Origin of the sequence: Pseudomonas sp. 2835, assembly GCF_050435905.1 — a bacterium.
Classification (GTDB): domain Bacteria; phylum Pseudomonadota; class Gammaproteobacteria; order Pseudomonadales; family Pseudomonadaceae; genus Aquipseudomonas.
Window position 1 is genome coordinate 1 of the sequence record NZ_JBNDLE010000006.1, and the last position, 12907, is coordinate 12907.

The following is a 12907-nucleotide window of genomic DNA, read 5'->3' on the forward strand; positions in this document are numbered from 1 at the left end:
GCCCAGGGCTGGGCCGGCGCCACCTGGGGCGCCATGGCCATCCCCCGGGTCGGCCAGGAACTGATCATCAGCTACCTGGACGGCGACCCCGACCAGCCCATCGCCACCGGCCGCGCCTACCGCGAAACCAACCTGCCGCCGTATCAACTGCCCAGGCACAAAACGCGCATGACCATCAAAAGCCGCAGCCACAAGGGCCAGGGCTTCAACGAGCTGCGCTTTGAGGATGAGCTGGGGCAGGAAGAGGTGTTCATCCATGCCGAGAAGGACAAGAACGTTCATATCAAGCACAACAATGGGGTGTTTGTTGGCAATGATCGCAGTGAAAAGGTCGTGCGCGATGAGCAGATCGAGATCGGCCACGACCGCAGCGAACGGGTGGGTAACGATGAGCGGGTTGAGGTAGGGCAGGATCAGTATCTGCAGGTGGGGCGTGATCGCTTTCAGGTCCTTGGTCGCGACCATCAGATCGCGATTGCCAAGGACCGCATCGAAACCATCGGCAACAACCGTCATGACAGCATCGCCGTCGACCATCGCATGGACATCGGTGGCAACGCCGAGCATGTCATCCAGGGCTTCCAGCACATCACCGCCGCGCAAGGCATAGAAGCAAGCACCACGGTTCATCAACTGCACGCCAGCCAGAGCCTGGTACTCCAGGGGCCGGGGGGCAGCATCACGCTTGACGCTAATGGCATCACCTTGCGTGGCGTTGCCATCTACCTGAAAGGTCCGACCGAGCTGACTCCTCCAGGCCAGGGGCAATCCTTCGACCTGGCCGGTACAGCCGCTACCGGTGAACCCATCTGTGTCAGTTGCTGGCTCAAGGCAGCCCGAGAAGGCAAGGCGCTGATGAAGGTGGACGCATGATTACGCGAGAGCTTATCCACGCATTGAGCAATGACCTTCATGCCGAGAGGGCACCGGGGCCACGTTATCTCTGCGCCCTGGTCGAGATGGCGACGCTGTCAGAAAAAACCAGAACCCGGCTCACAGCCTACCCGGGCAACGAACTGCTGCCCCTGCTTGTGGACCCTACCCTGGAAACCATCAAACCCCTGGGTGCCCATTTGATAGCGCCCCGGGAAGATCTGGGCAAAACCTACCGGACGCTGATCGACAGCCTTGCCAGCTACGACGATGAAACCATCGTTGCCTGGATAGTCAGCACGCTGAAACCCGCCGACCTGGTTGACCACCTGAGCCAGGCAACCTTTGTCGATGATGAGCACGGTGAGCGCTACTTGCTGCGCTACTACGACCGCCGGGTCACGCCCTTGCTGCTCATGCACGCCCCGAAGCCCTGGAGCAGGTGGCTGTTTTCTCCCATGGTCTCCTGGTGGATCAGCGGAGCCACGCCCAGCCATACCACCTGGTCCAAGATTGCTTGCCCGGGCCTGGCAAAACCACATCCAGAGGTACCTCGCCTGGTGATGACCAGCGAGCTTTTGCAAGCGCTGAACTATGACACTCGACCGCAACAGCTGTTGGACATCTTCAACCAGCAGCTGCCGTCGCTGTTCACAATCTCGTGCCAGGGCGTTCGCCGCGCGCAGATCGAATCATTGCTCAAGAAGGGCAGCAAATGCGGTCTGGTCGACCATCACGACCTGGTCGAGTTCATCGGCCGCCACCTGCGCGACAGCCCGGAAAAGCTGGAAAAAGACCCGCGATGGCATGCCGCAGTGCAACGTACCGCTGAAGGCCAAGGCCGCCTGAGCGAGCTATACAGCCGAGGAAACACCCGAGCATGAACGATACTTTCACCCTGATTGCCCAGCAAACCTACAGCACCGAAGGCAGTAGCCCCTTCGTTACCTGCAAACGCTCCGTATCGATCCTGCCGCTGCGTTACGCCGTTATCGGCGGCGCGCAATCGGCATCGTCACAACAGCACGCAGCACTTCCCAGCGTATTGAATCAATCCACATCGCCAGCCAGGCTGCACCTGGACACCGCGCGCTATGCGGTACGAACACTTCGCGATGGCTACCTGTACGTGTTTATCCTGCGCCGGGAAAAAGGCTGGATATGCGAAGGCGCCTACCAAACCTACAACAGCGGGTTGTGCAAAACGTTATGGCCCAAGCCGAACGATCTGAGCGTTGGACGGATGCCGGACTTCGGCAGTCGCGCCATACAGATTGCCGACCCTGAAGACGTTGATGAAGCCCGGCTGCTGTTCACCCCCGACCCGCTAACGCCGCGCATGCTCGCGGAAATTCCTGCACAAAGACAACTTCGGGAAACCCTGCGCAAACTGGACATACGCCGGCTTATCCAGAGTTGCAGCCACACCGAGCACATCATTGAAGCACCAGCCCTTGAAACTACTGTCGCCGACAGTGTGGCGCTGACATCTGCGTCCTTGACGGCCAGCCTGGCGCAGCAACTGTTCCCGCCACCAGGCGATCTATCGACCCTGGTTGGCGTTGCATCGTTACTCGCTCCGACAACCAGGCAGGCGCAAGGCTTCGCCGTGGTTCTCGATGACCCCATCGGCATCACCCAGGAACTCAATGCCTGGCGCAACCAGAGCGTCGCCCAGTTGCAGGCTTTCATGGACAAAACCGACAGCGAAGGCATCAGCAACCAGCGCAAACACACCATCGCCTTTGCCATCGAGAACCTCAAACTCACCCTTGCCGAGCAAGCTGAGCAGCGTTACACCCAGCACGCCAACTCCCTTGGCGTTCGTTATACCGATCGCCAATACGCCAGCGGCAACGCCCACATGGCCATGGCCTCGGCAGGCAGTTACCGCAGCTTTCGCAACCCCGCGGACCAGCAGCGTCAACAGCAACAGGAAATTGATCACGCCCGTAACGAGAGTTGGGATAAAAAATACGCCTCCTCCGTTGACCAAGCGCGTATCGATGCCTTCCTGACCGAGTTCAACATCGCCACAAGGCAGGCGGATGAAATCAAGGACAACCGCGCCGCCGACCACTTGCTCTGGCTCAACAGCACGTCCCTTGCACAGGCGTTTGCCTACTACGACCGGCATGATGTGGCCAATGGCTTGCTGTTTGAAACCCAGCTGGGTGTCGCAGTCGCAGGCATGAACAATACGGCGCTGGGTAATGCGCAACTGGAAATCTGGAGTGACATCGACAGCGTCAATCCGCACAACCTGTTCTGGCGCGGGCTGGCCCTTAACCAAGCCAGCGCAACTGAACAGATCAACCTCGTGCTCGACCGGCGCAGCGAACTGGCCACGCTGGATGACAGTCAGCTGCAGGGCTTGATCAAGGCCCTGTCCGACATCTATGACAAAGCCCACGCGCTGGTAGGCGAAGTCAACAACAATGCTTCGGCCTCATCGATCAGGCTCGGCGGCGCCGTACTGCTAATCAACACCTTCGGCACACGACTGTTGCAAAGCAAGCCGGCCACGCTGCTCGATGGCCCGGCGAACACGGCCCTGGCCCTGGTGTTCAGGGCACGGCTGGGTGAGCTCGGAGCGCAGCTGCACTTTGAACGCACCAGCGTGCCGCTCAGCACCGGGGTTAAAACCAAGATCGGCCTGGCGGCCAACAAAAGCTTCGGTGACGCCATGGCAGCGGGCTCAGCCGGCCCCATGCTGGAAGTGCGCCTGGGCAGCACCTTGGCGCTGCTCGAACTCTGGAACCTGAAGCTCAAGCTGGAAAGAACCGATAAAGACAGCCGCGAATACATTGAACTGGCTGCCGCCATGATTGCGGTATCCGCCGCGGGGCTGGAACTGGGTGCTGTCGCGGTAGGGTTTGCCGATCGTAGCCGTAACAGTGCCATTCGCCAGGCTGCGCGATTGATGGGTAGTGAGTTGAAGTTGATGGCGGGGGTGTTGGCGGCGGCATCCGGAAGCATTGGAATGGTTCTAGATATCCAGGATGTATTCACAGCAACAAGAAACAATAATTATTCTTTAGCCGCTGTCTACTCTCTACGCGCCACTGCTCAAGCTGGTGCCGCATTATTTTCTGTAGCCATCGGACTCGCAACAGCTGGGCCTTATCTAGAACGCATCATCCAGCTACATGGGCGAAATACTTTTCTAACATACACACAAAAGAAATCCGCTCAGCTAGCATTGAAAATGGCTTTCATGCTGCAATGGTGCATACGAATAAACATCATAATTTTCTCCGCCACCTTAATACTGGAACTACTTCTCCCTAACAACCTTCAACACTACTTACGCCACAGCACCTTCCGCCAAGAACGCCAGAACGGAACTTCAAATTCCGAAGCTCAAGAACTAATAAATCTAAACAAAGCAATTGAGGACACACTCTGATGTATTTTTTCGAATGGCTAATGTACGACGGACGTGCAACGACGAACTACGAAGAGTTGACCAAGGAAGCCGATCGCCAAATCGAAAGCGAAGAAAAACTACCCCCTATTCGTACAACACAAAAAATTTCGGGGCGCATCACTGACAACCTTTCCCTATACGCCCATAACAAAACCTACATTGACGCTCGCACACCAAACGATGAAAAAAGGGGGCTTATCACACTAATCGCTGGTTCAATAGGCGTTGCATTTCTCATCATGCTAGCCGGCTCCAGCTATTATATTGGAGCTGATTACCTATCGCTGTTCAAGGGCACAGACGACCAACTGGATACCTCCGATTACTTGTTTATGTGGATTATCCCGGCGATCCCATTGGTCTCGCTTTACTATTATTTCAAATACGTCTTCCCTTACCTCCGTCTTGAAGCCTTCACGGCAAGGCGCCTGATCGTCCGCTTCAACCGCATCACCCGCAAGGTCTACCTGCTCCGTCCCAAGCACCTGGGCGGTATCGTTGCGCTGGACTGGGACGCGGCCGAGGTCTGCATCGACCCGAACATGTCCGAGCTGGAAGGCACCGGCGGCTTTGTCATGTTGGGCTGGGACAAGGAAACCCGGTCCGTACGGGACGCCGACGGCAATTTGAAGGATGACTTCGAAGTCACCCTGGTGGGTAGACCTACCCGCAATGCCTCGGAGTTATTGGCGTTCTGGGAATATATCCGTCGTTATATGGAAGAAGGCCCCGAGGCCGCGCCCAAACCGACGAAGCTGATTGGCAAGTTCCCCTGGCCATGGCGTTCGTTCATGGCTGTCTGGCGCCTGGACAGCCGTTTCATAAAAACCCCTGCGCTGTGGGTGTTCGTGCTCGTTTACAGCTTGCTGTTGCCACTGATCGTGATCCACGCCTTCGGCCATTGGATTTCCCTGTTGCTGTGCTACGAGCCGAAATTTCCCCGTAGCATTGAGGAAGCCGGCGTAGAAGTTAAAGCGGAAAAGGAAATTCACTGATGTACTTTTTCGAATGGCTGATGCACGACGGTCGTGCGACGACGAATTACGAGGAGTTAACTAAGGAGGCCGGTCGACAGATCGAAGAGGGCGTAAATATTTCACCTATTCGCGTCACACAACACGTATCCAACCTCACCTCGGACAATTTTTCTCTTTACACATACAGCAACACACATGTAGATGTGCGCACTCCCAACGACGAGAAACGTGGACTGATAACTTTAATTCCAGGTGTCGGCGGCGCATTGCTACTCTGCATGTTAATGTCATCACTTTATTACATTGGAGGCTATTACATATCTGCTCTCTCAGAAGCTGACGAACAATTAAACTCACTTGACTATGCGTTCATGTGGGTAATACCAGCAATTCCTGCAATAACTCTGTATTTTTACATTAAACATGTTGCCCCTTACCTCCGACTCGAACTTTTTACCGCTCGTAGACTGATCGTCCGCTTCAACCGCATCACCCGCAAGGTCTACCTGCTCCGTCCCAAGCACCTGGGCGGTATCGTTGCGCTGGACTGGGACGCGGCCGAGGTCTGCATCGACCCGAACATGTCCGAGCTGGAAGGCACCGGCGGCTTTGTCATGTTGGGCTGGGACAAGGAAACCCGGTCCGTACGGGACGCCGACGGCAATTTGAAGGATGACTGCGAAGTCACCCTGGTGGGTAAACCTACCCGCAATGCCTCGGAGCTATTGGCGTTCTGGGAATATATCCGTCGTTATATGGAAGAAGGCCCCGAGGCCGCGCCCAAGCCGGCAAAGCTGATTGGCAAGTTCCCCTGGCCATGGCGTTCGTTCATGGCCGTCTGGCGCCTGGACAGCCGTTTTATAAAAACCCCTGCGCTATGGGTGTTCGTGCTCGTTTACAGCTTGCTGTTGCCACTGATCGTGATCCACGCCTTCGGTCATTGGATTTCCCTGTTGCTGTGCTATGAGCCGAAGTTCCCCAAGTCCATCGAAAAGGCGGGCATCGAATGATGCCTTGCAAGCGTGCACTTACAGGCTGCGTTGCCAGCCGCCCTTCCCCATCTATTACCGGTGCAGTTGGCAACCTTCCAGCGCATCATCGACGGTGCCGGCCGGGGCCTGCCGCACGCCGGCCTTTTTCTGCTGCGAACAGCACGATTACGACGGCGCCGATTTTACCTCGGGCCAGGCCTACAGCCAGACCATGGCGCTGTGCCTGAGTGGCGGGGTCAGCGAGCCCGTGACCTTCAATCTCGCCCGCCGCCTGGCGCCCAAGGTGAAGTGGCCCGAAGACCTGGACCTGGAATCGAGGACAGCGCCTTGATGCCAACGGCAGGCCCCCGTTGATAAGCGACGCGCTAACCGGGCGCGCGGTCCTGGCCGAGCAACCCAACCTCACTCAACAACTGCCGCTTGAGCCCGGCAATCAGATCGGTCTGGGTAATCACCCCTACCAGCGCTTCGCCGTCCATCACCGGCAAGCAATGCAGGCCCTGCTCGCTGAGCAACGGAATCAACGCCACCGCCGGCTCGTCGCTGCGCACGGTGATCACCGGCCGGCTCATGATCTGTTCCAGCATCACCTTGGGCCGGCGCCCAAGTAGTGCGCGCCAGCTGAACCGCCCCTGGGCCATGGCCGGGCCAACCAGGTCGGTGAGGCTGACTATCCCCACCAGGCGCCGGGCGTCATCGAGCACCGGCAAGGTGTGCAGATGGTGGCTCGACAGCAACTGCCAGGCCTGTTGCAAGGTGGTTTGCGGGGTCGCCAGTTGCACGTCCCGGGACATCACCGAGGCGGCGGTAATGCCGCCCAGGCTGCGTTTGAGCGCGTGCTGCTCGGTAGCCATGATGATGCGCTCGAGCTCATCGCGGGTGACGTCGACGAACTCGCCGAGCTCTTCCAGCGCCTGGTCGAGGTCTTCGCCGCTGACGCCGACCCGCTCCCCCGGCAGCACGTCGGCAGTGTGGTGCAGGTCTTTGCGCGGTGCGGCGATCTTCGGGTAGCGAACGCCAGTCAGGCGGTTATAGATCACCGCCACGGCCACCAGCACCAGGGCATTGAGCATGATTGGTTCGAACACCTGGTCGCCCATCGCCGCCAGCGACGAATCGGCCAGCACCACGCTTACCGCCACGCCGCCGCCCGGCGGGTGCAGGCAGCGCAGCAGGCACATGAGCAAAATCGCCACGCCCAGGGCCAACGCCGCGACCCACAAGGCCGAGCCAAAGCAGTGATGCAGCACCAGGCCCACCGCGGTGGCGCTGGCATAGCTGCCAATAAACGGCCAGGGCTGCGCCAGCGCCCCGGAGTGCACGGCAAACAGCAGCACCGCCGAGGCCGCCAGTGGCCCGAGCAGGTGCAGCGCCACTGTCGGGCCAAAGGCCAGGCTGCAGGCCAGGCCTGCGAGAAACAGGCCGAGCAGCGCGCCGACGCCTGCGCGTAGCCATTCTTTCGGGGGGATATTCAAAGGGGCCGGCAGCAGCCGGCTGAACCCGTTGTTCAGAGCGCGGGGAGACATGGGTAGATCGGGCACCTGGGCAGTAAAAAAAGCCCGGCCAAAAGGGCTGGGCTGAGTATTGCGAGGGGCAATACCAATGGGCTCCGTCCGTGGAGATGGAATTTTTGGGTGTTGCGTGGGCGGGGATTTTGCCGGGGTTGGGCTGGGGGGTGGTAATTCAAAAAACTGAGGGGTGAGTGCAGTTTTTTTGAGGGATGGCACGAGTCGGCGGCAAGGCCGCCGACTTCGCCAGGCAATCAATGCATGAACAGAGCGATCAGGATGATCACCGGAATGGGTACACCCAGCATGAACAACAGTAGTGAACGCATGGTAGTTCTCCTCGGTTCAACGGACTTGGGCACTGACGTAGTCATCGACCAGCACCACGGCATCGCGACGACGGCCACCGTAAGTGGCGGCGAGGCTGGCGAAGAACGCCCCGCACAGCAACGCAATGAACATCCACAATGCCGATACCGCAGCCGCCTTGCTGGCGGCATCAGCCGCTTCACGGGCAGCCTTTTTGGCATCGTCCATTGCCTGGCGGGCCTGGGCGAAGACCTGGTCGACACGCTGCTCGGCCTGGGCCGGCGCAAGGTTGGTACGCTGGCTGACCAGTTGCGCCAGGTACTGCCGGTCTTCAGCACTCAGTTGCCCGCCATTGCTCAATGAGCGCGCCATGATGCGGGTCACCGCCACCTGGGCGGCATCTTCGTTGACCGCGACCGTGCCATCGCCACGAAACAGGGTATCGACGAAATAACCATAGGGGTCGCTGTCCTGGGAACCGCTGGCAGCCGCCGCTGCCGCAGTAACGCCACCTGCAGCACCCGCGGCGACCTGAGCCCCCGCCTGCACGCCGCCAGCGACGATACTGCTGACCGAACCGACCACCAGCGTAGCCGTTACCAGCGTGGCAACGGCCCAGGCCAGAAAGCCGTGGGCGGTATCGCGAAAGTACACCTCATCACCATGCACACTCGCCCACTTGACCCGTAGACGCCCCGCCAGGTAACCACCCAGGCCGGAGGCGATAATCTGCGTCAGCGCCAGCCAGACAATCGTCGAAATGCCCAGGCCCTTGGCGCTCATGCCGTCGCCAACCCAAGGCGAAACAGCTGAGAAGCCCAGCCCGATACCGAGCAAAACCAATATCAACGACAACGCCGCGGCGCCCGCCGCACCGGCGAAAATAGCCGCCCATGACACGCCGGAGCGGCTTTGCGCTTCGACGATGGAGGTGGAATGGGTTTCTGATGTTGTAATCATTGTTGTAGAGCTCCCGTGAGGAACATCGAATGTTCACTACAACGGGTGCACGCCCTGTGCCAAACCGGTTGAATGGGCAATGGCCATAGATTCAATAGGTTGCAGCACCTCGCGAACATCTCCATCATGCAAAGTGCATGATCGGGCCATCGGCAGCGGGTGTTCTGCACACCAGGACAACCGCCAGGGGCCGGTCCCGACCGCACACTTACCACTCAGAGCCAGCGATGATAGATGAAGCGTTGATAATCGATTTGTTTGAAGCCGCTGACACCTTGGTCAATGGCGACAACAGGGCAATGCAGCGCTTGCTTGCACCGATCAAAAACCACGAGTCCTATAACGGTATTCCCGTTCTGTTCTATGTGGCTGAAAACATACAGGCGCTGGAATTTCTTGCGGCCAAAGGCGTTGATTTTTTGCAAAACAATAGCCTTGGCGGCAATAACCTGCTGCACCGGGTGGCATTGGAAAGTGATGACTCCGTGTTCGAATGGGTACTGGCCTGGTACAGCCGCAACAACCGTGTCGATGCAGCAAATGAGGATGGGTTAACCGTGCTCTCGACGCTGCTCAAGTTCGGGCGGGCGGACCGCGCCAAGCGCTTGATCGAGTGTGGTGCAAGCCTTTCATCGGTCGCCAACAACGGCCTCACCCCGGCCCGGCAAACGGTCGTTTGCCTTGAGCAAGAGCACGATGCGCTTGAGGGTCTGGCGCTACTCCTGTCCCATGGTTTGACCCTCAGCACTGCAGAGTTGGCGTATTTGGCTCACATGGCGCGCGCAATCGATCGGCACCGGCTTGCCCAGTGGATTGAAGACGATTTGATTCCTTCTGCGCCAGCTAATTAGTGCCTGAAAGGCTGCAAGATCCCTACCGGTACGCTTTCACTGCCCCGACAAAACCTGCACAATCGCCGGCTTTTTTCCGACAAGGCAGTCCCTCATGCAACGGATCGTAATTCTGGGCAACGCCGGCAGCGGCAAGTCCACCCTCGCCCGTGCCCTGGGCAAACAGCTGGGCTTGCCCGTGGTGCATCTGGACAGGTTGTTCTGGGAGCCCGGCTGGGTCGAGCCGGATGCCGAGCAGTTCCGCTCGCGCGTGCGCGAGGCAGTGTCGCAAGACACCTGGGTGTGTGAAGGCAACTACGCGCGGCGCACCTTCGACCTGCGCCTGCCGCAGGCGGACCTGGTGATCTGGCTGGATACGCCGCGCCTGACCTGCTTGATGCGGGTGATCAAGCGCAGCGTGCTGAACCGCCCACGCCCTGACCTCGCCGATGGCTGCAGCGAGAAGCTGGACCGGGCGTTTCTGACCTTCCTGAAATTCGTCTGGACCTTTGATCGCGGCTATCGCCCGGGAATCGAAGGGGTGCGCGAAGCCACCGGGCCGCAGGTGCCGGTGGTGCATTTGTGCGGTAGCCGGCAAATTGCGGCGTTTGTCGAAGGCTTCAACCACGTTCCAGCCTGATCTCCTATGCTCATGGTTCGCCCACACCACAGAGGAGTAGCGAGCATGGCATTCGTGACCACTAACGATGGCGTTGAGATCTTCTACAAAGACTGGGGCCCACGTGACGCCGAGGTGATTTTCTTTCACCACGGCTGGCCGCTCTGCAGCGACGACTGGGATACGCAGATGTTGTTCTTCCTGGCCCAGGGGTATCGGGTCGTCGCCCATGACCGCCGCGGCCATGGGCGCTCGAGCCAGGTCTGGGATGGCCACGACATGGACCATTACGCCGATGACGTGGCGGCGCTGGTCAAACACCTGGGTGTTCAAAAGGCCGTGCATGTCGGGCATTCGACCGGCGGTGGCGAAGTCATCCATTACATCGCCCGCCATGGCCAGGAGCGGGTGGCCAAGGCCGCCCTTCTCGCCGCGGTTCCGCCGCTGATGGTACAGACCGCCAGCAACCCCGGCGGCCTGCCAAAATCAGTATTCGACGACCTGCAGGCGCAACTGGCGGCCAACCGTGCACAGTTCTACCACGACATCCCTTCCGGGCCGTTCTACGGTTACAACCGCCCGGGCGCTACGCCGTCGCAAGGGGTGATCCTCAACTGGTGGCGCCAGGGCATGATGGGCAGCGCCAAGGCCCACTACGACGGTATCGTCGCCTTCTCGCAGACCGATTTCACCGAGGACCTGAAGAAGGTCACGGTACCGGTGCTGGTGATGCACGGTGATGATGACCAGATCGTGCCCTACGACAACTCCGGACCGCTGTCGGCCAAACTGCTCGGCAACGGCACGCTGAAAACCTACAAGGGGTTCCCACACGGGATGCCTACCACTCATGCCGACATCATCAATGCCGACCTGTTGGCCTTTATCCGCAGTTGATCGCGGCTCAATGCAGATCTATCAGCTCTGGCAGAAGCGTATCCGGTTGCCAAACGGGTCATAGACTTCCAGTACCTTGCCCCAGCCCTGCTCGACGATGTCCGGGCGTCCATAGCCATAACGCTTGGCCTGCAGTTCGTCGCGCAGTTGCTCGATGTTGTGCGTGGGCACGAAGATCGTCGCCCCCGGGCTGGCATCGCCATGATGTTCGGACAGGTGCAGTTGCAGGCCGTCACGGCTGATGCCCAGATACAGCGGCAGGTCAGCTTCGAAACGGTGCTCGAACTCGACGCTGAAACCGAGGAAATCCAGGTAGAACTCGCGGGCCTTGGCCTCGTCGAAACTACGCAGGATGGGAATGGGCTTGTCGAAGCGGACCGCCGTCGGCTTGGCTTGCTCGGTTGAAATCATCGTTTTTCTCCTGAAGCCGAGGCCGTGTGGGCGCGAGCGGCTGGCAGCATAAGCCTGGGGGCGATAGTACACAGATGATCGAAGCGCTGTCGATTTCGCCGGCGCCGGTTCGACTAGTGTCAGGCAGTTCCGCCTGCAGCCCCATCAGGAGCCACTCATGCGTAGACTCATCGTTGCCGCCTTCACCAGCCTCGACGGCGTAATCCAGGCCCCGGGCAAGCGCCTGTTCGATGACCAGGCGCAAGCGGCGTCCTTTACCTTGGCCGAATCGAACAGCACGCCAGGTGGAGTGCTGATCGCCCGTTATGTGCTTGATGGGGAGGTGCGCACCGGCTCATTTGCCTAGACTGCAGCTGTGCATGCTGGCCTTGCCAGCGCCGGTAATGTTGAATGGAGAGCGCCATGCCTGCCCCCGAAAACGAGCTGTTGCAAAGCTGGCAAGACAACGCCCAGGCGTGGATTGAAGCCGTTCGTAGCGGCGCCATCGAAAGCCGCCAGCAAGTCACCGACCAGGCGATTCTGCTGGCGGTGCTCGGCCGCCAGCCCGAACGCGTGCTCGACCTGGGCTGTGGCGAAGGCTGGCTGTTGCGCGCACTGGCCGAGCGCGGCATCGACGCCGTAGGGGTGGACGGCGACCCGACCCTGGTCGAAGCGGCGCGGGCAGCGGGCACGGCCCAGGTGTATCTGGCCAGCTATGAAGCGCTGGCAGACGCACAGGTTGATATCGGTCGCGACTACTCGCTGATCTGCGCCAACTTCGCCCTGCTGCACCAGGACATCATCCCCCTGCTCGGCGCCATGAACGCCCTGCTCGCCGCTGGTGGCGCCCTGGTGATCCAGACCCTGCATCCGTGGACGGCCGCGGCGGGCAACTATCAGGACGGTTGGCGGCAAGAAACCTTTTCCGGCTTTGCCGGCCAGTGGCAGCCCATGCCCTGGTACCTGCGCACTTTGTCCAGCTGGGTTAATGCCCTGGACATGGCAGGGTTCAGGCTGGCCACCCTGCAAGAGCCACAGCATCCGCAAAGCCCGCTGCCGCAATCACTGCTGTTGATAGCCGAGCCTAAAGATTGAAGCGCATCCCACCCACCTGACAAGGAA

14 protein-coding genes are annotated in these 12907 nt (G+C 59.6%); 11 read left to right on the plus strand and 3 right to left on the minus strand.

The window, feature by feature from the left end; genetic code table 11:
• From ABIE20_RS10125 to ABIE20_RS10150, 6 genes are all read left to right on the plus strand, one after another.
• The coding region (locus ABIE20_RS10125; RefSeq protein ID WP_429504827.1) for a type VI secretion system Vgr family protein at positions 1-873 on the plus strand (873 nt) is incomplete at its 5' end.
• Positions 870-1757, plus strand: a complete 888-nt coding sequence (locus tag ABIE20_RS10130) for a DUF4123 domain-containing protein (RefSeq protein WP_429504829.1) — start codon at positions 870-872, stop codon at positions 1755-1757. The genes ABIE20_RS10125 and ABIE20_RS10130, both read left to right, overlap by 4 nt.
• On the plus strand, positions 1754-4282 hold the full coding sequence (locus tag ABIE20_RS10135) for a T6SS effector BTH_I2691 family protein (protein WP_429504831.1): 2529 nt from the start codon (positions 1754-1756) through the stop codon (positions 4280-4282). Before ABIE20_RS10130 ends, ABIE20_RS10135 begins: the two co-directional genes overlap by 4 nt.
• Positions 4282-5298: a DUF6708 domain-containing protein gene (locus tag ABIE20_RS10140; RefSeq protein WP_429504832.1), complete on the plus strand. Its 1017-nt coding sequence runs from the start codon at positions 4282-4284 to the stop codon at positions 5296-5298. The genes ABIE20_RS10135 and ABIE20_RS10140 overlap by 1 nt, the downstream gene beginning before the upstream one ends.
• The gene (locus tag ABIE20_RS10145; RefSeq protein WP_429504834.1) at positions 5298-6290 is read left to right on the plus strand and encodes a DUF6708 domain-containing protein; all 993 of its coding nucleotides are present in this window, start codon (positions 5298-5300) and stop codon (positions 6288-6290) included. The genes ABIE20_RS10140 and ABIE20_RS10145 overlap by 1 nt, the downstream gene beginning before the upstream one ends.
• A 94-nt stretch (positions 6291-6384) precedes the next feature.
• Positions 6385-6603, plus strand: a complete 219-nt coding sequence (locus ABIE20_RS10150) for a hypothetical protein (RefSeq protein WP_429504836.1) — start codon at positions 6385-6387, stop codon at positions 6601-6603.
• A gap of 34 nt (positions 6604-6637) precedes the next feature.
• Here the strand turns inward: ABIE20_RS10150 and ABIE20_RS10155 are convergent, their stop codons facing one another.
• The gene (locus ABIE20_RS10155; RefSeq protein WP_429504838.1) at positions 6638-7798 is read right to left on the minus strand and encodes an HPP family protein; all 1161 of its coding nucleotides are present in this window, start codon (positions 7796-7798) and stop codon (positions 6638-6640) included.
• 327 nt (positions 7799-8125) lie between these two features.
• On the minus strand, positions 8126-9049 hold the full coding sequence (locus ABIE20_RS10160) for a hypothetical protein (RefSeq protein WP_429504840.1): 924 nt from the start codon (positions 9047-9049) through the stop codon (positions 8126-8128).
• A gap of 227 nt (positions 9050-9276) precedes the next feature.
• On the opposite strand from ABIE20_RS10160, the gene ABIE20_RS10165 reads away from it, so the two are divergent.
• The 3 genes from ABIE20_RS10165 (at position 9277) to ABIE20_RS10175 (ending at position 11395) form a co-directional block, all read left to right on the plus strand.
• Positions 9277-9900, plus strand: a complete 624-nt coding sequence (locus tag ABIE20_RS10165) for a hypothetical protein (RefSeq protein ID WP_429504841.1) — start codon at positions 9277-9279, stop codon at positions 9898-9900.
• A gap of 94 nt (positions 9901-9994) precedes the next feature.
• Positions 9995-10519 carry an AAA family ATPase gene (locus ABIE20_RS10170; protein ID WP_429504843.1) on the plus strand — a complete coding sequence of 175 codons (525 nt, stop codon included), beginning with the start codon at positions 9995-9997 and terminating at the stop codon, positions 10517-10519.
• A 45-nt stretch (positions 10520-10564) separates the two neighbouring features.
• Positions 10565-11395: an alpha/beta fold hydrolase gene (locus tag ABIE20_RS10175; protein WP_429504845.1), complete on the plus strand. Its 831-nt coding sequence runs from the start codon at positions 10565-10567 to the stop codon at positions 11393-11395.
• 21 nt (positions 11396-11416) lie between these two features.
• Here ABIE20_RS10175 and ABIE20_RS10180 read toward each other — a convergent pair whose 3' ends face one another.
• Positions 11417-11929, minus strand: coding sequence for a glyoxalase superfamily protein (locus ABIE20_RS10180; protein WP_429505259.1), 513 nt, complete (start codon positions 11927-11929; stop codon positions 11417-11419).
• Between the two features lie 34 nt (positions 11930-11963).
• On the opposite strand from ABIE20_RS10180, the gene ABIE20_RS10185 reads away from it, so the two are divergent.
• Both ABIE20_RS10185 and ABIE20_RS10190 read left to right on the plus strand, forming a co-directional pair.
• A complete protein-coding gene (locus ABIE20_RS10185; RefSeq protein ID WP_429504847.1) occupies positions 11964-12152 on the plus strand; it encodes a hypothetical protein in 189 nt (62 codons plus the stop codon).
• A 56-nt stretch (positions 12153-12208) separates the two neighbouring features.
• Positions 12209-12880, plus strand: a complete 672-nt coding sequence (locus ABIE20_RS10190) for a class I SAM-dependent methyltransferase (protein ID WP_429504849.1) — start codon at positions 12209-12211, stop codon at positions 12878-12880.
• Positions 12881-12907 lie beyond the last annotated feature (27 nt).

Bases quoted from the DNA above. Each gene is read 5' to 3' on its own strand.
- ABIE20_RS10185 (WP_429504847.1), top strand. From the start codon at position 11,964: ATGCGTAGACTCATCGTTGCCGCCTTCACCAGCCTCGACGGCGTAATC.
- ABIE20_RS10165 (WP_429504841.1), top strand. From the start codon at position 9,277: ATGATAGATGAAGCGTTGATAATCGATTTGTTTGAAGCCGCTGACACC.
- ABIE20_RS10170 (WP_429504843.1), top strand. From the start codon at position 9,995: ATGCAACGGATCGTAATTCTGGGCAACGCCGGCAGCGGCAAGTCCACC.
- ABIE20_RS10135 (WP_429504831.1), top strand. From the start codon at position 1,754: ATGAACGATACTTTCACCCTGATTGCCCAGCAAACCTACAGCACCGAA.
- ABIE20_RS10155 (WP_429504838.1), bottom strand. From the start codon at position 7,798: ATGTCTCCCCGCGCTCTGAACAACGGGTTCAGCCGGCTGCTGCCGGCC.
- ABIE20_RS10175 (WP_429504845.1), top strand. From the start codon at position 10,565: ATGGCATTCGTGACCACTAACGATGGCGTTGAGATCTTCTACAAAGAC.
- ABIE20_RS10190 (WP_429504849.1), top strand. From the start codon at position 12,209: ATGCCTGCCCCCGAAAACGAGCTGTTGCAAAGCTGGCAAGACAACGCC.
- ABIE20_RS10145 (WP_429504834.1), top strand. From the start codon at position 5,298: ATGTACTTTTTCGAATGGCTGATGCACGACGGTCGTGCGACGACGAAT.
- ABIE20_RS10140 (WP_429504832.1), top strand. From the start codon at position 4,282: ATGTATTTTTTCGAATGGCTAATGTACGACGGACGTGCAACGACGAAC.
- ABIE20_RS10160 (WP_429504840.1), bottom strand. From the start codon at position 9,049: ATGATTACAACATCAGAAACCCATTCCACCTCCATCGTCGAAGCGCAA.
- ABIE20_RS10130 (WP_429504829.1), top strand. From the start codon at position 870: ATGATTACGCGAGAGCTTATCCACGCATTGAGCAATGACCTTCATGCC.